General features: G+C 48.5%; 21 protein-coding genes. 1 reads left to right on the plus strand and 20 read right to left on the minus strand.

Features of this window, described 5'->3' with window-relative positions:
- Positions 1–2 precede the first annotated feature (2 nt).
- From ACKKE8_RS17170 to ACKKE8_RS17240, 15 genes are all read right to left on the minus strand, one after another.
- Positions 3–512 carry a hypothetical protein gene (locus tag ACKKE8_RS17170; protein ID WP_409174143.1) on the minus strand — a complete coding sequence of 170 codons (510 nt, stop codon included), beginning with the start codon at positions 510–512 and terminating at the stop codon, positions 3–5.
- A gap of 192 nt (positions 513–704) precedes the next feature.
- Positions 705–2,231 carry a two-component system sensor histidine kinase NtrB gene (locus ACKKE8_RS17175; RefSeq protein ID WP_409174144.1) on the minus strand — a complete coding sequence of 509 codons (1,527 nt, stop codon included), beginning with the start codon at positions 2,229–2,231 and terminating at the stop codon, positions 705–707.
- A 359-nt stretch (positions 2,232–2,590) separates the two neighbouring features.
- Positions 2,591–2,881 (minus strand): antibiotic biosynthesis monooxygenase, encoded by a 291-nt coding sequence (locus ACKKE8_RS17180; RefSeq protein WP_007727197.1) that lies wholly within the window; start codon positions 2,879–2,881, stop codon positions 2,591–2,593.
- Positions 2,882–2,966: 85 nt separating this feature from the next.
- A complete protein-coding gene (locus ACKKE8_RS17185; RefSeq protein ID WP_409174145.1) occupies positions 2,967–3,875 on the minus strand; it encodes a hypothetical protein in 909 nt (302 codons plus the stop codon).
- Between the two features lie 87 nt (positions 3,876–3,962).
- A complete protein-coding gene (gene thiE / locus ACKKE8_RS17190; protein ID WP_409174146.1) occupies positions 3,963–4,625 on the minus strand; it encodes a thiamine phosphate synthase in 663 nt (220 codons plus the stop codon).
- A gap of 3 nt (positions 4,626–4,628) precedes the next feature.
- A complete protein-coding gene (locus ACKKE8_RS17195) occupies positions 4,629–5,252 on the minus strand; it encodes a thiamine phosphate synthase (protein ID WP_409174147.1) in 624 nt (207 codons plus the stop codon).
- Positions 5,236–5,598, minus strand: coding sequence for a hypothetical protein (locus ACKKE8_RS17200; RefSeq protein WP_409174148.1), 363 nt, complete (start codon positions 5,596–5,598; stop codon positions 5,236–5,238). The genes ACKKE8_RS17195 and ACKKE8_RS17200 overlap by 17 nt, the downstream gene beginning before the upstream one ends.
- A gap of 83 nt (positions 5,599–5,681) precedes the next feature.
- On the minus strand, positions 5,682–5,813 hold the full coding sequence (locus ACKKE8_RS17205) for a hypothetical protein (protein WP_409174149.1): 132 nt from the start codon (positions 5,811–5,813) through the stop codon (positions 5,682–5,684).
- A gap of 55 nt (positions 5,814–5,868) precedes the next feature.
- Positions 5,869–6,285: a DUF3054 domain-containing protein gene (locus ACKKE8_RS17210; RefSeq protein WP_409174150.1), complete on the minus strand. Its 417-nt coding sequence runs from the start codon at positions 6,283–6,285 to the stop codon at positions 5,869–5,871.
- A gap of 94 nt (positions 6,286–6,379) precedes the next feature.
- The gene (locus ACKKE8_RS17215; RefSeq protein WP_409174151.1) at positions 6,380–6,970 is read right to left on the minus strand and encodes a GNAT family N-acetyltransferase; all 591 of its coding nucleotides are present in this window, start codon (positions 6,968–6,970) and stop codon (positions 6,380–6,382) included.
- A gap of 109 nt (positions 6,971–7,079) precedes the next feature.
- A complete protein-coding gene (locus ACKKE8_RS17220) occupies positions 7,080–8,606 on the minus strand; it encodes a tripartite tricarboxylate transporter permease (protein WP_409174152.1) in 1,527 nt (508 codons plus the stop codon).
- Between the two features lie 17 nt (positions 8,607–8,623).
- Positions 8,624–9,091: a tripartite tricarboxylate transporter TctB family protein gene (locus ACKKE8_RS17225; RefSeq protein ID WP_409174153.1), complete on the minus strand. Its 468-nt coding sequence runs from the start codon at positions 9,089–9,091 to the stop codon at positions 8,624–8,626.
- 47 nt (positions 9,092–9,138) lie between these two features.
- Positions 9,139–10,197, minus strand: coding sequence for a tripartite tricarboxylate transporter substrate binding protein (locus ACKKE8_RS17230; RefSeq protein WP_409179150.1), 1,059 nt, complete (start codon positions 10,195–10,197; stop codon positions 9,139–9,141).
- A 147-nt stretch (positions 10,198–10,344) separates the two neighbouring features.
- Positions 10,345–10,998 (minus strand): response regulator, encoded by a 654-nt coding sequence (locus ACKKE8_RS17235; RefSeq protein WP_409179151.1) that lies wholly within the window; start codon positions 10,996–10,998, stop codon positions 10,345–10,347.
- A gap of 32 nt (positions 10,999–11,030) precedes the next feature.
- Positions 11,031–12,641: an ATP-binding protein gene (locus ACKKE8_RS17240; RefSeq protein WP_409174154.1), complete on the minus strand. Its 1,611-nt coding sequence runs from the start codon at positions 12,639–12,641 to the stop codon at positions 11,031–11,033.
- Positions 12,642–12,865: 224 nt separating this feature from the next.
- Between ACKKE8_RS17240 and ACKKE8_RS17245 the strand changes: the two genes are divergently transcribed.
- Complete coding sequence (locus ACKKE8_RS17245) at positions 12,866–14,356, plus strand: NCS1 family nucleobase:cation symporter-1 (RefSeq protein ID WP_409174155.1); 1,491 nt, start codon at positions 12,866–12,868, stop codon at positions 14,354–14,356.
- Positions 14,357–14,422: 66 nt separating this feature from the next.
- Here ACKKE8_RS17245 and ACKKE8_RS17250 read toward each other — a convergent pair whose 3' ends face one another.
- From ACKKE8_RS17250 to preA, 5 genes are all read right to left on the minus strand, one after another.
- Positions 14,423–16,135 carry a methyl-accepting chemotaxis protein gene (locus tag ACKKE8_RS17250; RefSeq protein WP_409174156.1) on the minus strand — a complete coding sequence of 571 codons (1,713 nt, stop codon included), beginning with the start codon at positions 16,133–16,135 and terminating at the stop codon, positions 14,423–14,425.
- A 106-nt stretch (positions 16,136–16,241) separates the two neighbouring features.
- A complete protein-coding gene (locus tag ACKKE8_RS17255) occupies positions 16,242–16,754 on the minus strand; it encodes a hypothetical protein (protein ID WP_409174157.1) in 513 nt (170 codons plus the stop codon).
- Positions 16,755–16,843: 89 nt separating this feature from the next.
- Positions 16,844–17,734: a nitrilase-related carbon-nitrogen hydrolase gene (locus tag ACKKE8_RS17260; RefSeq protein WP_409174158.1), complete on the minus strand. Its 891-nt coding sequence runs from the start codon at positions 17,732–17,734 to the stop codon at positions 16,844–16,846.
- A 34-nt stretch (positions 17,735–17,768) separates the two neighbouring features.
- Positions 17,769–19,154: a dihydropyrimidinase gene (hydA, locus tag ACKKE8_RS17265; RefSeq protein WP_409174159.1), complete on the minus strand. Its 1,386-nt coding sequence runs from the start codon at positions 19,152–19,154 to the stop codon at positions 17,769–17,771.
- Between the two features lie 89 nt (positions 19,155–19,243).
- On the minus strand, positions 19,244–20,521 hold the full coding sequence (gene preA, locus ACKKE8_RS17270) for an NAD-dependent dihydropyrimidine dehydrogenase subunit PreA (RefSeq protein WP_409174160.1): 1,278 nt from the start codon (positions 20,519–20,521) through the stop codon (positions 19,244–19,246).

The raw sequence follows: 20,521 nt of genomic DNA on the forward strand, positions 1-20,521 counted from the left end.
TTTCAGGCAGGAGGATTAAGTGGAATCAAGTTTCCATCCTCCTGCTTTATACTGATGGAAAACCCTTCGACCAGCTGTGCGCTGGACATCGCTTCAAATACAGCAGCAGCCGCTCTCTTCGTATCGATCACACGGCAAATCACTGCCAAAGTCCTCTCGCTGTCTTCCCCACCGTCGCTGTGGCCATTCCCTGTCTTTCCCAAACATTCGTCCAACAGCTGTTCGATCAAATAGCGCATCTCAATCTCTGACTCACATAAATGGGGAAAGCGAATGATCATCGGATGGAAATCGTTCTCTTTCATAACCTGATACCCTTGTTCTTTCATCTCTTCTGCCCAGCTCTGCAAAACTTCGTCAGGCCTTCCCTCGATATGCTCCGCTACAACAGCAAAATAGTCGCCGATTTCCCCGACATTTCCGTAATGAACGGTGTAAAGGTGCTCCGTTTCCTCATACCAAACCTCCCAGTAGCTCCACCTCATTTCGTTTTTTTTCAGCATCCGAATCACCCTTGTTCAACTCCGTTCAAATTGTAACCGTTTTGTAAATTATTCCACTGATCGACAGGCCTTGACAACAACTCACAAAAAGATTGATTCGAAAGACTTGCAACTTTTTTACAAATAGGACCATCTGCTCATTTGAACATAAAAAAAGACGGATATTCGATCCGTCTACAGTCACAATCCTTTTTTGTTTTTTCAGGAAATTGAAAGAGGTAAACGAATCTCAAAACGCGCTCCTTTCAGTTTCGGAGAGTTTTCCGCATAGAGTTCGCCACCGTGATCCGCGATGATGCGTTGTGTCGTAGACAAGCCCAACCCCGTTCCCTCTTGTTTAGTCGTATAAAAAGGAACGAATAAATTTTGCAGGCAAGAATCTGATAGACCAGGTCCGTTGTCTTCCACAACAATGATGACTTGATTGAGAGAGGAATACACTTTCACTTGAACGAGGTTGCCTTGGGTCATCAAAGCTTCAAGTGCATTTTTCAAGATGTTCAAGATGGCTTGCTTGATTCGCGAACGATGACCAAACACATACCACTCGCCTTGTGCAATGTCCAGCTCTAGCTTAATGCCTCTTCGATTCGCTTCTGGCTCCAGTAAACGAATGACTCCATGTAACTCGTCCATCACTAAGAAACGTTCCGATACGATTTTATCATCCCTGTACCGGGCCAAAACAAGGACATCGTTCAATAGCCCATCAATGCGTTCAATTTCCGTTAAGATGACAGAAAAATAAGATTCACTACGATTTGCTTCCCCTTGCTCCCGCAACAACTGAATGAAGCCTTTGATGGCTGTCAGTGGATTTCGAATCTCATGCGCCATCCCAGCAGCCAGCTGCCCAACAGCTGCCAGCGCTTCACGCTTGCTCAATTCTTCTTCATACTTTTTGCTTTCTGTAACATTCCGAAGAACGGCGATCGCTCCCCACATCTCTCCACCGTAATAAATGGGGCTCGTACTTACCGTCGTCCATTTACCTCTGTATTCCGCAACATAATGGCCGGATTGCCCGCGTTCAATTACCCACTGGACAAAACGCTCGCTTATATGAGGACGAAGGGCATGATCAATGTTTTGACCAATAAGCTGATTGCGATCTACGCCAAATAAATGACAGACAGCGTAATTCGCTTCAATGACTCTTAATTGGCGGTCGATCATCAAGACGGCAATATCACTGGATTGAAGAACCAATTGAACAAGCTCCTGTTCAGCGAGCATTGTAACATCTTCTCCTTTGGCCGTACTTGTAGGAGAAGTTGGTGTTTTTTCAACTGGAAATTGATGTGAACTTTTGTTGAAGACATCGTCCATTTGATGCAAAATGTAGTCCATCGATTGATAGAGACGAATTTGTCCTTGCAAAAGCTCTACTCGCTCCATATCCGTCGCGGCAAGAGAAAATGCGTTGTTATTCATTTCTTCCATAATAACATCTCGACACTTGCGCAGAAATTGCTGTAAATACGTCAGATTCATTCCGAGCAACGAAAATTTGTACGCAATTTCGCTCAATTCTCGTTCGAATGCATACGTGTCGATTACTTTTACTACTTCAATCCATTTCGTGATTTGCTGAACAAACAAAGCCTCTGTATTTTCGCGGTCTTCTAGAAGCAAAGCAGAGTAATGATGATCTGAAAGAAAGGAAAACGTCTTGGCCACCGCCGCAGGGACCAAATGAGTAAGATACTTACTTATTCGATTTTTCAAAACACTCTGGCTCCTTTTCTCCGTGCTTCATTGAGGCTATTTTTCCAAGTATGTATAGGCTCTATTATGGACGTAAATGAGACAAGATGTAAAGCGGCTTGATGATATCCTGGTGCAGAGAATGACACCATCCAATCAGGTTCTCTTCTTATCCTTACAGACAAACAATCTCGGCTAGCATCCTATTATCGCGAGTTATCTATTGCCTTTTTCGGACACCTTCACCTCCTGATCATGTTTGACTGAAAACGCTTTCCGAACATTTTCTATCATATCACGATCGAGCATAAAAAGGTAAAGTATGTTTATTATTCAATCATCCGAAAAGCATTTGCCCCGCAGAGACAAATGCTTTCGCTTTATGAATGGGATTTGACAGCGTAATTGCGCAAATCCGATTTTACCGGGCTATTTGGGTTAGTCCCTGTATGCGCGCGCTTGAAAGCTTCGCTTTCTGTCCAATTTTTAAACGATTCCTCATCTGTCCATTTCGTAAATACGATGTATTCGTCACCTTCCGTTGGTGCCAGGAAAAGGAACTCCAAAAAACCCGGAACCTCCTTCATCCGTTCTCCCCCATTACCAAATGCGCGTTCCAAATGGGATTGGTAGTCTGCTGGTACAGTCAGTCTGTTCATGGATACATACATGATGGTCACACATCCTTTTCATTGGGTTCATCTACCAACTTCCATTATACTACTACTTTTGTGAAAAACCTAAAAACCGCAAACGCTATTCGCGCCTGCGGTTGATTTGTTGCTCGAGCATGATATCCATCAAGAGTATATCCTGCAACGGATCTTTGGGGTCTACCGTCAGCAGAGCAGCGACAGCGGCCATCGCGCATCGAACGGATTGGTAGGAATAAAAGGCATCTCGCTCCGATTCGCTGAACAAGGATAAATCCGATCGCTCTTGGGCCGGGTATGGGAAGTCAGTTTCGACTCCAGCACGATCCAGAACAATGAGTGCCTGTTTAATCGCAATCAATGCCGCACTGACACTAATGCTGTATTCTTGGCGTAGATCCTCCCACACCTGAAAAGCTGATTTTTCTACCCTTTCCTGATTGGGGCGCGTAATTATTCCTGTTTTACGCCCTTCTTTCAATAACCAATCCACAAAAATATCATTACGTGGAGGAAAAGCGTATACTTGCAGCTTCATTTCCAATTCTGTCGGGTTATCCTTGGCAAAACGCGCGTGAGCCAACGACATTTCGTAGCGCCGAGATGGATGCCCAGGAACAGTGACAAATACCGTATCTTGTCGCACAGCTGCGATCTGCAGCTTGGTTCGTGCGGGTATCCTGCCTTGAGGTGCTTTTTCCCTGCGAATATTACCTGGAATCAATTCTACTCCGAATTGATGGTACTCCAGTGGTGAATCTATCCAAGGGATAGGCTCTCTCGACTGTATTTCGTATAGCCCGTTAAACGTCACCCATTCGCCCGGGCGGCGCTGGCTACGAACCAAAACAGCATGAACTTCCTTTTCTGGTGGCAAATCCGTATCTTGATCCTCCGGTGGGGGATGCATTCGCTTGTGTTCGATAAGAATGCAATCGGTCATGAACAATCTCTCGAGCAATTCCCGTTTGCTCACCCATTCATATCCGATACGGTAAATCCGATTTTTCATCGGCTTCACCTCCTTTTGATCGCCAATATCGCATCATCCTGGTTTGTTTCTATTACCCTACCATATGTAATCGGCGCTTTGTCCGTGCTAACGAGATCGTACAATCCGCTGTAACGTTTGTGCTGCTTCTTCAGGTGATTCGGCCTGGCTGATCGCGCTAATAATCGCGACTCCATCGGCCCCGGCAGCCAGCACTTCAGAAGCATTTTCCAGTGTAATGCCACCAATTCCGACGATAGGCAAGTCATTACCGACTGCCTTACGGATCTCCTTTAGCCCCACAGGTCCGATAGGCTCGCCAGCATCTGCCTTGGACCGTGTAGCGAACATCGCTCCTACACCGATACAATCAACGCCACCGTTCTGGGCAGCGATCGCCTCTTCGACCGTTCCTGCCGAAACACCGATGTACTTCTCGGAGCCAACTTTAACTCGTACTTCCGACAACGCCATGTCATCTTGCCCGACATGGACGCCGTCAGCTTGCAAACGAATCGCCAGATCCACATCGTCATTCACCAAAAATACGGCATCGTGTTCACGACATAGCTGTTGCAATTGTCTGCCCAGCTCATATTGTTCCCGAGCCGTTAACTTGCTTCCTTTATCACGTAACTGAAGCGTGCCCACTCCTCCGCGCAATGCTGCTTCCACAATTTGCACGGTCTTTTCGCTGGAATACCCGCAGTCCTGCGTACCAACGACAAAGTATACACCCATCTTTTCCCGAAGCCTTTGTCTATCTCGCATACTTTATTTTCCCTCCCAACGATCCAATGCCTCTCGATAAGCGCTGGCTGCTGACTTGGCATCAGTTGCATCAGTGATCCCCGATAAGACAGCAATGCCCGCACACCCGGCTTCCAAAACTTGCGCCGTTCGATCCGGTGTGACTCCGCCGAGTCCGATGATCGGCACATGCCATCTTGCCGTCATTTGCGCGAGTTCGATTGTTCCTCTTGGCGCAAGACCCGGCTTCGAACCACTCGCAAAAATATGTCCGTAGAGCAAATAATCGACTTTTTCGGCTATGGCTTGCTCTGCTTCCTCCACGGAATGGACGGAACGCCCTATTTTTTGACCAGTCACAAGCACCATTCTCGCTTCCGCAGGAGACAGACTATGGTATGCCAGGTGAGCACCGGCACAACCCGACGCAGCTGCCACGTCTACCCGATCATTCACAATCAAGGTCGAAAGGGGGATGGCATTCGCCAATGCCTTTACCCAGTCCATGCATTCCTTTGCCGTACGCTGTTTTTCCCGTATGTGTAAAAAGTTCATACCACCTGCATAAGCAGCTTCTGCCATTCGCAATACGTCATCAAGCGAATGCCGTCCGCTCGTAATCACATGCAGCTCACGAGTGCTTGACATCAGGTTGGACACCGCCTCCAGCGAGTGCTGTCACACATTCCTGCAGCCATTGCGTCGTTCGGTCTTCTTTGTCCGTCGGCGACTGAGCCAACAGCTCAATCACGAGCCGACGCAAGAAAAATGCTTGCTGCACGGTAAGTGGAAAGGTAATATTTTTCGGCTTGGTTTCCTGCTTCTGCAACGTCTCTACGCCCGCCAACAAAATATCACCGATGGACTCCACGAGCTCGCCAACCTGCTCATTTTGCTTCAATTCGTCATAGCAGCCATCATATAGTCTGCACAAAAGTAAAAACGCCTGTGACGACAAGGTCACCGGCTGTACATTCTGCATCGGTTCCGTCATACGTTTCCCTCCACTCGCTAGAAAAAAACAAAACCTATTATATCACATCATGACCTGTATCAATGTAGAAAACCGCTGATTGCTCAGCGGTCTTTTGACGTTCCTTCATTTCGATCATTATGGTTCGATTGTCGCAAGTTTGTGTTGCGATCATTTTCATCCAGCGTTTTGCCACGATTTTTCCCGAGGTCTTTGCTGTTGTTGTTCTTTCCCAATTGATTCACCTCCTAAGTCGTTCATAGGATAGCGTAACCAATTCGGATCACTTTATTAGCTGGTTGCCAGTCGTCTATTGCGTTTGTATAGCGCGTAGCCGATGGCGAACGGTACACGCCACCCGAGTAAAAACGCCAACGTAATGAAATAAGTCACACCTGCAAAAATAAGCGTAGTCGGTACACCTGTCCACCAGGAGCGGATCAGTAAGCCAATTGGTGCCGCTACTGTCCAAGTAATCAGTGCCGATAATAATTGTCGGCCCGCAGATTCATATGTTCGTTGTCCGTAGCTCTTGAAAAGCAGAATCGCGATGATCCATCCCACCAGGAAAGGGGCTAATGTTTCGATAATGCCCATGACCGTGACAGGGTAGTTATGAATGATTTTTCCGTAATAAACAAAAAGCACAAAGGCGATCAGATCCCCGAGCAACAATAAATAGCCCGGTTTCGACAAACGCAGTCTCATGTATACCCTCTTTTCCGGGTCTTGTCAGAGTAAACCCTCTTGGTTCACCCCTATTGTACACATGCTCTGAACGCCCTTCAATCGATCCAAGCCTTTATTCACCAAACAGCAACAATTGCAGCTTTTGCTTGGCTTCTGGCCATTCGCGGTCCAGAATGCTGAAGTATACCGAGTCGCGAATATAGCCATCTGGCATCACCATATGATTGCGCAGGACACCTTCTCGAATGCCACCGATTCGGGCAATGGCACGTTGCGAATTCAAATTACGCGAATCTGTCTTAAGCTGTACGCGAATACAACCTAGTTGTTCGAAGCAGTGGTGCAAGAGAAGCCATTTACATTCCGTATTGACGCCCGTTTTCCAGACGGATGGGGTCAGCCATGTAAACCCGATTTCCAATCCACGATCCTTTTTCGCTATCCCTAAAAATCTCGTGCTCCCGATGATCTGCTCATCTTCTTGGCGAATGATGGCGAATGGCAATTCTGTTTGGGCTTGTTCATTTTTTAAAGCCTGCAGGATAAAAGCCTGAGCATCTTCTCTCGTTCGAATGGTAACAGACATATGCGGCCAAATCTCTTCGTATGCGCCTGCTTCCCAAATTCCATCCACATGGGCCATTCTGAGCGGCTCCAATCGGACCAGCTTGCCTTCCAAGATTACAGGTTCAATGGTTAACATGTCTGTCTCTCCTCTACTGTTCTGCTACATCACTCAAGCAGAACAGTTTCCCGAAATTTTTCCAATGATACGGGCTCGCGAGGACACTGTCAAGACAAAGAATAAGGTGTTACGCTTCTTCACTGATAATGACTTGCTTCCCTCTGCGCTTTAAGAAGATAGGGATCAGCAACCACAGAAGCGCACAAACCAGAAAAGCAGCGGAAAGCGGCTTCGTGAAGAAGATCGAGAAGTCGCCATTCGAGGTGGTCAATGCTCTTCTCATGTTATTTTCAATCATTGGTCCCAAGACAAGGCCGAGGACGAGCGGTGCCAGCGGGAAATCGTTTTTCGTCAGGAAATAGCCAGCCACCCCACAAATTACGAGCAGGATCAAGTCAAACGTACTGATTTGCACAGCGTATACGCCGAAAACGGAGATCGCGATAATGAGCGGGATCAAGAAATGTGACGGTGTTTCAATGATTTTGGCAAAAACTTTCACTAAGGGCATGTTCAAAACCAGCAGCATCACATTCCCAATAAACATACTTGCAATTAATCCCCAAGCAATTTGCGGATGATCAGCGAATAAGAGCGGTCCCGGCTGTACGTTATACATCAATAATGCACCCATTAAAATTGCAGTGGTACCTGACCCTGGAATGCCCAATGTCAACAGTGGAATCATCGCACCGCCAGAAGCAGCATTGTTTGCAGACTCCGGTGCTGCTACACCTGCGATCGCTCCTTTTCCAAACCGGCTTGGATCTTTGCTCAGCTTTTTCTCAAAAATATACGAAAAGAAGGAAGCGAGGGTAGCGCCAGCACCAGGCAAGACACCAATGAAAAACCCGAGCAAGGAGCCGCGTGTAATCGGTCCGGCACTCTCTTTTAGGTCTTGCTTGGAAGGCAGTACTCGCCCCACTTTAATAATTTCCTTTGTGGATTGATCGTCTTCGATAATCGTCTTGAACACTTCTCCAAGGGCAAACAACCCAACTGCTATCGTGAGGAACTCCAAGCCTTGGTACAAATCGGGAATCTCGTAGGTAAACCGCGCCACACCCGAAACGGTATCCATCCCAATTGTCGCAAGCAAGAGTCCCATGACTGTCATAATGAGGGCTTTGGTCATTGACTTCCCCCCCAGTCCGCTGACCGCACACAAGCCGAGAAGCATGAGGGAGAAATATTCAGCAGGGCCGAATTTCAAAGCGAGATCGGATAATGGATCGGCCAAAAACACAAGAGCAATCAACGCCACGAGCCCGGCGACAAAAGAACCGATCGCTGCAATCGACAATGCTGCGCCAGCACGTCCCTGTTTGGCCATCTGATAGCCGTCCAATGTCGTAACGACAGAGGAGGATTCACCCGGTGTATTTAACAAAATGGATGTTGTGGAACCACCGTACATCGCGCCATAATAAACGCCTGCCAACAAAATCAGCGCGCTAGCCGCCGCACTTTCAGGAGGTAAGCCAGAGGTCAAGGAAGCCGTAACGGGCATCAATAACGCGACTCCACTCATTGGACCGATGCCGGGAAGGACCCCTACCGCAGTACCGATCAGGACGCCAATAAAGGCAAAGACAAGATTATGCCACTGTAAGGCAACGAGAAAACCATCCGCCAAAAATTGCAATGCACTCATGCTAATCTATCCCCTCCCTAGACGCCTAGCCAGGCAGGTAGTCCTGGAAGCGTACCTTTTAGCAAATGCACATAGATGACATAAACGCCTACTGAAAACAGTAAGGAAACGATTCCCGATTTAAGAATGTTTTTGCTTCCCATCATGGTGAAGGCGTATATAAGAAATGCAAAGCTCGAGATGACATAACCGAGTTTCTCCAACAACAATACATACAAGACTGTCGCTGCCAAAATGAATAAAAACCGGTTGTATCGCAATGGACCCTGTGACTCGGATGAGGAAGCTGCCACGCCCTTTTTGTAGGTCTCCCACAACAGTCGCAAGCTCAACAAGATCAGGATGACGCCAAGCCCAAATGGAAACATATTCGGCCCGACCTGACTTCCGTATGCACTAGACGAAATATTTTGACTTTCAGCGATAAAGAGTGCGCCAACTAGTGCAAAAAACAGGCTGCCGATCCGATCAAACATCAGGTTCATGTATACCTCCTAAGGTGTGGAAAAAGGAGGGGATGCCCCTCCTCTCCCTACTTCGACATACCAAGTGATGTCAACAGTTCTTTGACCTGCTTATCTTGTTCGTCCAGGAATGCTGAGAAAGCAGCAGCGTCTTTGTACTCGCTTTCCCAACCGTTTGCAGCCAATTCTTTTGTCCATGCCTCATGCGTGGAAAGTTCTTTCAGCTTTGCATCCCAGTAAGCTTTTGCGTCTGCTGGCATATCAGCCGGACCGAAGACACCACGCCAAATCGTGAACGTCGCATCAATGCCTTGCTCTTTTAACGTCGGGATATCTTTCAAATCGCCGCCGAGACGTTCATCAGATGTAACACCCAGGACGCGGATTTTACCTGCTTTCAGATATTCACCCACGCTGGAGGCATCCGTTGCAATGATATCTGCATTGCCTCCCAACAAGGCTGCCATTGCTTCTCCGCCGCCATCATAAGAAACGTATTTTACGCTTTTCGGATCAATTCCATATTTGGCTGCTGGCATAACGCCGATCAGATGATCCATCGATCCTGGAGCAGAGCCTCCTGCCAGTGTAATTTTGCTTGGATCTGCCTTGATCGCGTCCAGCACGCTCTTGATATCCTTGTGAGGTGAATCCGCTTTCACAACAAGGGTGCCGAAATCTTTCGTCATTTGCGCCAATGGTGTGACATCTTTGTAGCCAAATGGGCTGTTCCCCTCTTTTTTGTTATTGTTAATCAAGATAGGAGGAGAGCTAACGAATAATTTATAAGGATTGCCTTTGTCTTTGCTTACATACTCAGCCAAGAATACGGTTCCCCCACCACCTGGCTTGTTTTCTACCGTGATGGTTTCTGTCACCAGCTTGCTTTCTGCCAGTACCTTTGCTACCGAGCGAGCTGTCTTATCCCAGCCCCCACCTGCACCGGATGGAGCTACATACACGATCGGCTTTTCTGGGTATTTGGATGCCTCTGCGGCAGGCTGCGGCGCTTGCGCTGGTTGCGCTCCGGGACTTGCTGTTCCCGTATTTCCAGTACCTCCACCACAAGCAGCCAATGCTAGTGTAAGAAAAGTGGACACTATGATTAGCACTTTTTTTCTTTTCATCAAACAAATATCCCCCTTAACCCGCTTGTTTGTAAGCGCTATCACGCTTGAACATAATGTACCACCGCGGAAGCTAGGGGAATAGTTTTCGTGCATAAGGTCTATTTTGAAAATTAATCACTTTTTGTTCATATTGTTCATGGAACATTATGGAAGATAGCGATATTTTCTTTCCGGTCTGCCCACTGTGCCATAAATCAAGTCAGCACGCGCCTTTTTTTCCAGGACCAAGTATTCTAAATACCGTCGTGCCGTTGTTCGACTGGTTCCAATCTCGCGGCCAATCTCCTCCGCCGAGACCCCCTTGTCTCCCGTCTGTTTGATCGCCTCAATCACTTTTTCCAAAGTTAAGTGGTCAATTCCTTTTGGTACAAGCACATCTCGATTTTTCGGGGCAACCAGCCTTCTCGTTAGCATTTGGTCAATGACTTCCTGGTCCACCTCGACAGCTTCTCTCGTCCGAATGACGTGCTCGCGATAGCTTTCCAACCGTTCACGGAAACGCTCGAAAACCAACGGCTTGACGATGTAATCGAATACTCCGCCGCGCAGCGCTTCTTGTACCATTTCCATTTCCTTGGCTGCGGTGATCATGATCACGTCTACTTCGCGGTAATGTTGCCGAATAAACCAGACCAGCTCTGTTCCCAGCATGTCAGGCAAGTACACATCCAACAATACGAGCTGAGGGCGCGTACAAGACAGCAATTCTTTGGCATCGGTCCCATTCGTTGCTGTAGCAATTACTTCAAAACCTTCAATCTTGCTGACAAATCGCTTGTTGATATCGATAATCCGCATATCGTCCTCTACGATCAGAACCTCCAGCTTTCTCAAGACGCCACCTCCAATCTTTTGCGTAGGGATACTGTGAAAAGTGCACCTCCTAGCTCGCTTTTGCCAACGAGAATATAGCCGTCCAGTTCGTTAATAATTCCATGCGCCTTGGCCAGACCGATTCCACGATCTTCGCCTTTTTTCGTTGAAAAACCGTGCTCGAATATTTTTTCTCGCAGCTCTTCCACTACTCCCGGTCCCGAGTCCTCGATTTCGAACATGATCTCATCGCCCGTGTCAGACAAATAACACTCCACTCGTTTGTGCTCGACACTCGGCTCATTGACGGCTTCCAACGCATTTTGGATCAGTGTCCCCAATAAAGCCACGATCTGCTGTCGATTGATCGCCGGTGGGAGCTCCTTTAAGTGACTGTCGTGATGGATGACGAATTGAATTTTCAACTCCTTGGCTCGATTGTGCATACCTAACAGCAGAGCCCCAATTAACGGATCTGGAATTTGCTTCGCCAAAAACAAAATCATCTCTTGCTGTGAGGACGTTTCACTCGTAATCAGCTCGACCGCTTCCTGAATCGAGCCAAGCTGTAACAAACCAGAAATGGTATACAACAAATTGTGAAATTCATGGGTTTGGGCACGAAGTACATCTGCATAACGCCTCGCTTGGGACAATTCAGAAGCTAGCTGGTCAATTTCCGATTTGGGACGAAAGCTGCTAACTACTCCTACGACCTTCCCTCCGAACTTGATCGGAAGTCGATTCACAATGATTTCTTTTCCGCTCATGATGGACTCGCGATCTAATTGATGCTCTCCTGATTCCAGTACTTCTGGCATACGACTGTCTGGTAGCACTTCCACTATTTCTTTACGATGAAACTCTTCTTCCGGTAGGTTCAGAATACGAATGGCAGCCTTGTTCATCATCGTGATGCGATTATTGCGGTCAATCGCCACAATTCCTTCGCGGACTGACTCTAATACAGCATTTCTCTCTACGTACAAGGATGCGATCTCCTCCGGCTCCAATCCCAAAATTAAGCGTTTTAAATAGCGGCTGAGTGCAATGGCACCAGCAACACCACACAACAAGGCGAGAAGAGTCAAGATCAATATACGGTCTTGGTAGAGGTCGATGGCCTCCTCGATATCTTCCAAAAGGAACCCGACGGAAACGATTCCGATGATGTCCCCTTTTTCATTTTTGATCGGCACCTTCCCTCGCAATGATGGTCCCATGCTGCCGACAGCCTTCGATATGTAAGATTGACCATGCGAGAGTCCTGGCTCGTTATCTCCTCCCACCATTTCCTTTCCAATCCGATCCGGAATCGGGTGCGCATACCGAATTCCCTCATGGTTTCCCACGACCACAAACTCTGCTCCGGTTTGGATCCGGACGTTTTCAGCGATGGGTTGAATTAACGCAGGTGGGGAGTCGCTTGAAAAAGCACTACGCAGCTCAGGATCGCTGGCAACAATTTTCGCCACACTCAATGCTTTTTTGCCCACCTGCTCTTCGATCGAAGACGCAACAATGGAAGAAAACACCGCGCTAACTGACGAAACAATCAGAATAATAATAATAGTAATTAATAAGATCATTCTGGTTTGCAGAGACATTTGGATTTTTCTTGTCGTCACAGCTCGCTCACCCCTTGCTTCATCTTACCATCCCCATTAGGTAAAAAGGTAGAATCATTCCCATTGTCAATGGCGAAGCTTGTCGTTGCAGGCTGTCTTTTTACGACGAAAAATCAGGTATTAGGCCTTCTTTCCCCCAATATAATGTTACAACTTGTATTCAAGACAAACTAGGGCGCTTGTCTGAATACGAGACAACTTGAACAGCAAAGGAGGGAAAAGAAATGAAGACGCAAACGGCATCAAATGGAATTGTTACCCTGACGAAAGAAGGCGAAGAGGCAATCAAGAACAGTCCGCTCTATAATGAAGGTCTTCGGCCGACGACGACGGCAGAGCACAGCTGGACATCTTACAACTTCGCCAGCTTGTGGATCGGTATGTCGATCTGTTTGCCAACGTATGCAATGGCGGCAGGGTTAATTTCCTTGGGTATGAACTGGTGGCAGGCCATTTTGACGATCATTCTCGGTAACTGTATTGTCCTTATCCCCATTCTCCTTAACTCTCATGCCGGGACGAAATTTGGCATTCCGTACCCAGTTTTTGCGCGCCTCTGGTTCGGCTCCAAAGGAGCGCACATCCCTGCTGTCGCACGCGGTTTGATTGGTGCTGGCTGGTTTGGCATCAACTGTTGGTTCGGAGGTGCTGCCATCGATACACTCCTCATGTCGATGACAGGCTGGGCGAATGTTCCCGGACATCTCTGGATATCCTTCTTTGGCTTTTGGCTGTTAAACGTATGGGTCGCTTATCGCGGTCCAGAAGCGATCAAAAAAATGGAGGCTTTGGCTGCTCCCATCCTGATTATCATGAGCTTGGCTCTCCTCGTCTGGGCACTTACGAAAGCAGGCGGTTGGGGTCCCATGCTCTCGGCACCTTCGAAATTCACTACCACTGCAGATTTCCTGAAGGTTTTCTTCCCAGCATTGACGGGAGCGATTGCTTTTTGGGCAACGATGGCCCTTAACATTCCGGATTTCTGTCGGTACGCCAAAAGTCAAAAAGCCCAAATCATCGGACAATCCTCTTCGTTGCCGACCACGATGGGTTTCTTCTCGTTCATCGGAGTGGCTGTCGCTTCTGCTACCGTCGTGATTTACGGAGAAGCGTTGTGGGACCCTGCTGCCGTGTTGGCAAAATTCTCGCCTTTCGCCATTTTCCTCGGAACGATTGGAATCATTCTTGCTACATTGACGACCAACGTAGCGGCCAATATCGTTGCTCCCGCCCGGGCAGTGGAGAATCTGGCCCCTCGCCGTCTCTCATATGAAGCCGGTGCCATCATCGCCGGGGTCGTGTCGCTCTTGATGCAGCCATGGTACATTTTGGAGAACTTCGGCAACTACATCTTTTTATGGCTCGGAACGTACGGAGCCTTGTTAGGTCCGATCGACGGAATAGCCATCGCCGACTATTGGCTCGTGCGCAAGCGGCGCATTCATTTAACAGAGTTGTACAAAACTAACGGAATCTACGCCTACAAAACGGGCTTTAATGGCAGAGCCATCTGGGCGATGCTAATCGGGATTGCGATTCCTTTTATCAGTAAATACATTCCGGGCTTAACCATTATTTGGGACAATGCTTGGACTATCGGACTACTGATTTCACTCGTGATTTACACGTGGATGATGAAAAACGACGCTTCGATTTTGAGTGCCAATGATTATGAAAAAATCACAGCAAACAACAAACAAACGATTGCTTCCTAATAGCAAGCTACCAAAAAAGACTGGCTGCCCCGTTGGGTTTGCCAGTCTTTCGTTTAATCACTTACTCTACCATTTGAATTGACTGATGGACTCTTGCAGCTCTTGAGAAAGCTCATTCAGATTCGCGCTGGATCGGGCGATTTCTTGCATGCTGGCAAGCTGTTCTCCTGCCCCCGCCGATACTCCTTGGGTATGTACGGCTGCTTCCTGTGCGAGGCGATTCATTTCATCCATAGCAGATGCGACTTGCTGCATGCTTGCCGACATTTGCTCGGTAGCAGCGGATACTTCCTGAATTTGACCCGCAACCTCCTGAGAAGACGCTACAATACGCTGGAAGGTGACACCCGCTTCTTGAACGACTTCTGCACCCTTTTTCGCCTCTTGGGTTCCATCCATCATGACATGCACGACTTGCGTGGTTTCTTGCTGGATTTCCCCAATCAGTCTCGCGATCTCACGTGCAGATTCCTCTGACTGTTCTGCGAGTTTACGAACCTCATCGGCAACGACAGCAAATCCCCTGCCGTGTTCTCCTGCACGCGCAGCTTCAATTGCAGCGTTGAGCGCCAGCAAATTTGTTTGGGAAGCAATTCCGGTAATCACGTCAACAATTTGCCCAATAGCTTCTGATCGCACGCCGAGCTGCTGCACGAGATCCGCAGCGTGATTCACCGAATGGGAGATCGTATTCATCTGATCAACGGCTTGCTGAATATGAATGTTTCCTTGCTCCGCATCCTCTGCTGCCTGCGCCGATGATTCAGAAACGGCTCCAGACGTATCGGCAATCCGCTGGATGGCAATCGACATTTCTTCCATGACGCGAACACTTTCTTGCGTACGTTGAGTCTGTACTTCGGAGGCAGAAGCAATTTGCTGTACACTGCTGATCGATTGTTCCGTTGCATAGGCGGACTGCTCCGCACTCGCAGACAATTCCTCAGAGGAAGCAGCGACTTGCTCACCCGCCACTTTTACTTGTTCAATCAATGAACGGAAATTCGTTACCAATTCATTGAACGCAGTACCAAGTGTACCTACCTCGTCACGAGTTACGTAGGTGACGGGAGCAACCGCCATATTCCCGCTTGCCAATTGCTGCATGCGGCTGGAGACAACTCGAAGGGGATCAGCGATCATTCGGGAGATGATCCACCCCAATGCACTACCGATTATAATCGACAGTACGCCTACCACGATCAGGAATGTAATCGCTTCTTGAGTCTCATCTTGGTTTTCCTTTTGCATGGCGACTGCCTGCTCTGATTTGTAATTCGCCCATTCGAGCTGTTCCTGATTAATCCAATTCAGCGTCTTATCCGTTGCACGATAAAACGAATAGGCTTGATCCGCTTTCCCCTCTTGGATCATTTTCATGACCTCGCCCTGGTCTTTGCGATACTGCTCGATGAGCTCCTTTAGCATCGTCACTCTTTCTTGTTCTTGTGCATCCAGCTTCGCATTCTGGAGATATTGGAATGTTTGTTCCGCTGTCTCCATTCGTAAATCCAATTCAGTCTTGTATTCGGCAAAGACCGCAGGAGATGGATCGAGAATCATTTTATAAACCAATCCGTCAATCGCGCGGATTTCTTGTCTCCAGTCGTTAATCCACTTAACGGGAAGAAGCTGCTCTTCATACATGGCCTTCATGCGTTCACCTTGGACTTGCACATGGAAATATCCGGTGAATCCGACAACACACAAAAAGACGGCCATCATCACAATCAAGCTAAACAGTTTGGCTCGGGTGCTGAGGTTACGTAATAGACTCATCGTTACGGCAATCCTTCCTGTGTCAAATAGGTAAGCTAGAAAAAGCGCGAATATTGTCTAATCTTACCAAAGTTTGTCGAATAAGTCGATAGTCGTAGTCTCTTTCTCACACATCGAGCACAGATAGAATCGTGATCTCTTCAATTTGAATGTCCGGCTCATAGCAAATATAATACGTTAGCTCCGGGCTGATCCGATACCGAATCCCCCGGTATCCACAGGCAATCAAATATGCACGCACCTTATCGCCTGTCCATTCCAGCCACTCTTCATAGCCCATTCCGTTCTGTCTCTGTTCGAGTTCCTCTTCTGAATAAGCAGCGCGCAATGCATCGATGCGCAGTTCATTTTCCCCATAGCGCTCGTCCAAACAAACGAGACCCTGCAAATGGATCTGTTGGCTCAACACAACTGCCTTCTCCCCATTGGTCTCCGCATGACAAATCGCATATTGTGCGGCGATTTCCGGATTACTCACCAAGTAAACACCAGCGCCAAATACTGCCTTTGCACTAGCACCGTTTGTAAAATGACGCCGTTCTGCCCTCTCATACTTTTGCGCTTTCACGACGCGAAGTCCCTCACCGTATTCGACCCCTCGATATACAATCTGCCTCATCCCTGAACGCTCCTTTTGACTCTGATGGAATCCTTCCAATGATGCGAAAAGGAGGAAGGCGCGTATCCGGCACCTCCCTCACTCTTGTATTAAGGTAATAGCTTTACCATATCTTCGTAGGTTTCCGGTCTGCGATCCCGGTAAAATTGCCACGTATCCCGCACCTCATGAATTTTGTTGCGGTCCATTTCAGCGATAATGACCTCGTCCTGATCCCTACTTCCCATGGCAACAAATTGCCCTCGCGGATCGACCAAGTACGATTGTCCGTAAAACTCTCCCATGTTCCACGGTGCTTCTGTCCCTACCCGATTGATCGCTGCCACATAATAACCGTTGGCTACGGCATGAGCAGGCTGCTCGAGCTTCCACAAGTACTCGGATAAGCCGGCGACTGTCGCAGACGGATTGAAAACAATCTCCGCCCCATTCAAGCCCAGCAGTCGTGCGCCTTCTGGAAAATGGCGGTCATAGCATATATAGACCCCGACCTTGGCAAAAGCGGTTTCAAAAACGGGATACCCAAGATTGCCGGGCTTAAAGTAATATTTCTCCCAGAATCCGCACCCGCTGCTGCCCACACCGACATGCGGAATATGCTGCTTGCGATATTTGCCCAAATACGTGCCATCCGCGTCAATTACAGCGGCCGTGTTGTAATACGTACCAATCCCCACGCGTTCGTACACAGGTAAAATGAGTACGGTTCCTAGCTCGCGGGCAAGGGAAGAGAAAAGTTGCACGGTTGGTCCATTTGGGACTTCTTCCGCTGATTCATACCATTTCGGTTGCTGTTCGGCACAAAAATACGGGCCATAGAAGATTTCTTGCAGACAGATGATTTGTGCCCCTTTGGCAGCCGCCTCCCGCACCATCCTCTCATGTTTCTCAATGGCTTTTTCTTTGTGCAAATGAACCGATTCGTCTCCGTGGACATCGTTTTTCGCCTGAATCAAGCCGATGCGAATGATATCTGCCATAATCGCCCTCCTCGCCTTTTTACGCTCTCCTTGCTTACGGTCTTGTAAAGGTCGATCGTTTTACAAAGCGTCCAGCCCCGGCTTGACCGACGAATTGCTGATCGCGAATGACAAATGAGCCGCGCGAAATCACCGAGATGATATCGCCGTTCACGACCATCCCTTCAAATGGATTGTAGTCAACATTCATATGGTGAGTTTCAACGGAGATCGTGCGCTTCACCGTTGGATCAAACAACACGATATCCGCGTCCGAGCCTACCGCAATCGTTCCTTTTTGCGGGAACATCCCGAACAGTTTGGCTACTTTTGTAGAGGTCATATCGACGAACTGATTGAGGCTGATCTTGTTCTTTGTTACCCCTTCCGAGAAGAGGAGACGCATCCGGTCCTCAATGATTGGTCCACCATTCGGGATTTTCGTGAAGTCCCCTAGCCCCAGCTCTTTTTGACCGGAGAAATTAAAGGAACAATGGTCGGAGCCAACCGTTTGCAAAATGCCATTTTTCAACGCGCTCCACAAGACGTCCTGATTCCACTTTTCCCGAAGCGGAGGGGACCAGACGTACTTCGCTCCTTCAAAGCCCTGCTTCTGTAGATCCGTAATATCGAGCACCAAGTATTGCGGGCATGTCTCCCCGTACACATTCCATCCTTTTTCGCGTGCCTCTGCGATTCGGCGCACAGCCTCAGCACATGATACATGCACGACATACAACTGGGCATCTGCCAGTGCAGTCAGTGCAATCGCACGTCCCGTCGCTTCTCCTTCTGCTTCAGGCGGGCGGGTGTAGGCGTGGTACACGGGGTCTGTCTGCCCTTTTGCAATGGCCTGCTTGATCAAATAATCCAGAACGTCTCCATTCTCTGCATGGACCTGTACAAGGGCACCTAGTTCCTTAGCCCGAACCAACGTTTTAAATAGCGTCTCATCATCGGCCATCAGCACATTTTTGTAAGCCATGAATACTTTGAGCGAAGTAATGCCTTCATTTCGTACGACTGCTCCTAATTCCTCGAGCACTTGATCGTTCGCATCGGAAACCATCAGGTGGAAGCCGTAGTCAATGACCGCTTTGCCCCTTGCTTTTTCGTGCCAGGTAGAAATGGATGAATGCAATGGCTCTCCTTTATTCGTCAGGCAAAAATCGATGATGCTTGTCGTCCCGCCAAATGCTGCTGCCTTCGTGCCTGTATAGAAGTTATCGGAAGTAACCGTTCCGCCAAAAGGCATATCGAGATGGGTATGTGGGTCAATCCCTCCTGGGAAAACATAGTATCCGGTAGCATCGATGACTTCGGCATCTTTCCCATCCAGATTGGAGCCAATTGCGACTACCTTTTCCCCTTCGATCAAGATGTCCGCCTGATAGGTGTCTGACGCTGTCACGACTGTGCCATTTCGAATCCATTTTTTCATCCGATGATCATCTCCCCTTCAACCCGTCACCGAGTAGACATGCCTTCCCTTGTACACGCTATGCACCCCGCCCCGAAAACATGACTGCATTACAGGTCGCAGCTGCCACCCGCAGCCAAAGCAGCCTGCCGCTGATTCCAGCTGAGAGGGGCTTTGTCGCTCGGGATCTCGACCATCTCGATCGTTCCTTCCACTGGACAAACGATGGAGCACAAATTACAGCCTACACAATCTTCTTCTCGTACAACCAAGCGCTCTTTGCCCGTCGCTGCATCAGGAACAATGTCAATGCATTGGTGAGAGGTGTCCTCACAAGCGATATGACATTTGTTGCAATTTATACAGGTCTCTTCATGGATGCGCGCCACTACCTTGTAATTCAGATTCAGATGGCCCCAATCCGAGTAAGTCTGCACCGCTTTTCCGACAATATCCATCACGGACGCAATTCCACGCTGATCCAGGTAATTGTTAAGTCCATCAATCATGTCTTCCACGATCCGGAACCCATGATGCATAGCGGCTGTACATACTTGAACACCCGTTGCTCCCATCAGCAAAAATTCAACGGTATCGCGCCAATCAGAGATTCCGCCAATACCAGAGATCGGGATACCAACCTTGGGATCGCGTGCACATTCTGCGACCATGTTCAGGGCGATTGGTTTGACTGCTGGTCCACAATAGCCACCGTGGGCCCCTTTTCCATCTACATGTGGGATCGGCAGCCATTTGTCGAGATCAACCCCCATCAAGCTGTTAATGGTGTTGATCATGCTGATGGCATCCGCTCCACCCTGGCTCGCGGCCCGTGCAGTAAAGCGAATGTCCGTAATGTTTGGGGTGAGCTTGACGATGACAGGGGTTTGGGCGACTTCTTTTACCCATTCGACCTGTTGCCGGATTAAATCTGGATGCTGACCGACCGCAGAGCCCATCCCGCGTTCTGCCATGCCGTGCGGACAGCCGAAATTGAGTTCCAGACCGTCTACACCGATTGCCTCCACCTTTTTGACAATCTCGTGCCATGCTTCCTGCTTATGTTCAACCATGAGCGAAGCAATCAACGCATGCTTCGGAAAACGGCGCTTCGTTTCATCCATTTCCTTCAAATTGACCTCAAGCGGTTTATCCGTAATCAGTTCAATGTTGTTGAAACCAAAGACCCGCTGCCCTCCGAAGTTCAGCCCTGCAAAGCGGGAGGTGACGTTGATGATCGGCTCTCCGAGTGTCTTCCAGACCGCGCCACCCCAGCCCGCTTCAAAGGCACGCTGTACTTGGTAGCCTGAATTGGTCGGCGGCGCAGAGGCCAACCAGAATGGATTCGGGGATTGGATTCCCGCCAGATTAATGCTGAGATCTGCCAT

This window comes from Brevibacillus fortis, from assembly GCF_046196545.1.
Lineage (GTDB): Bacteria > Bacillota > Bacilli > Brevibacillales > Brevibacillaceae > Brevibacillus > Brevibacillus fortis_A.

Coding starts and splice junctions, on each gene's coding strand:
- ACKKE8_RS17245 (WP_409174155.1), top strand. CDS start 12,866: ATGAAGACGCAAACGGCATCAAATGGAATTGTTACCCTGACGAAAGAA.
- ACKKE8_RS17185 (WP_409174145.1), bottom strand. CDS start 3,875: ATGAAAAATCGGATTTACCGTATCGGATATGAATGGGTGAGCAAACGG.
- ACKKE8_RS17210 (WP_409174150.1), bottom strand. CDS start 6,285: ATGAGACTGCGTTTGTCGAAACCGGGCTATTTATTGTTGCTCGGGGAT.
- hydA (WP_409174159.1), bottom strand. CDS start 19,154: ATGAAAAAATGGATTCGAAATGGCACAGTCGTGACAGCGTCAGACACC.
- thiE (WP_409174146.1), bottom strand. CDS start 4,625: ATGCGAGATAGACAAAGGCTTCGGGAAAAGATGGGTGTATACTTTGTC.
- ACKKE8_RS17250 (WP_409174156.1), bottom strand. CDS start 16,135: ATGAGTCTATTACGTAACCTCAGCACCCGAGCCAAACTGTTTAGCTTG.
- ACKKE8_RS17255 (WP_409174157.1), bottom strand. CDS start 16,754: ATGAGGCAGATTGTATATCGAGGGGTCGAATACGGTGAGGGACTTCGC.
- ACKKE8_RS17220 (WP_409174152.1), bottom strand. CDS start 8,606: ATGAGTGCATTGCAATTTTTGGCGGATGGTTTTCTCGTTGCCTTACAG.
- ACKKE8_RS17215 (WP_409174151.1), bottom strand. CDS start 6,970: ATGTTAACCATTGAACCTGTAATCTTGGAAGGCAAGCTGGTCCGATTG.
- ACKKE8_RS17225 (WP_409174153.1), bottom strand. CDS start 9,091: ATGAACCTGATGTTTGATCGGATCGGCAGCCTGTTTTTTGCACTAGTT.
- ACKKE8_RS17230 (WP_409179150.1), bottom strand. CDS start 10,197: ATGAAAAGAAAAAAAGTGCTAATCATAGTGTCCACTTTTCTTACACTA.
- ACKKE8_RS17235 (WP_409179151.1), bottom strand. CDS start 10,998: ATGCGGATTATCGATATCAACAAGCGATTTGTCAGCAAGATTGAAGGT.
- preA (WP_409174160.1), bottom strand. CDS start 20,521: ATGGCAGATCTCAGCATTAATCTGGCGGGAATCCAATCCCCGAATCCA.
- ACKKE8_RS17180 (WP_007727197.1), bottom strand. CDS start 2,881: ATGTATGTATCCATGAACAGACTGACTGTACCAGCAGACTACCAATCC.
- ACKKE8_RS17200 (WP_409174148.1), bottom strand. CDS start 5,598: ATGACGGAACCGATGCAGAATGTACAGCCGGTGACCTTGTCGTCACAG.
- ACKKE8_RS17260 (WP_409174158.1), bottom strand. CDS start 17,734: ATGGCAGATATCATTCGCATCGGCTTGATTCAGGCGAAAAACGATGTC.
- ACKKE8_RS17195 (WP_409174147.1), bottom strand. CDS start 5,252: ATGTCAAGCACTCGTGAGCTGCATGTGATTACGAGCGGACGGCATTCG.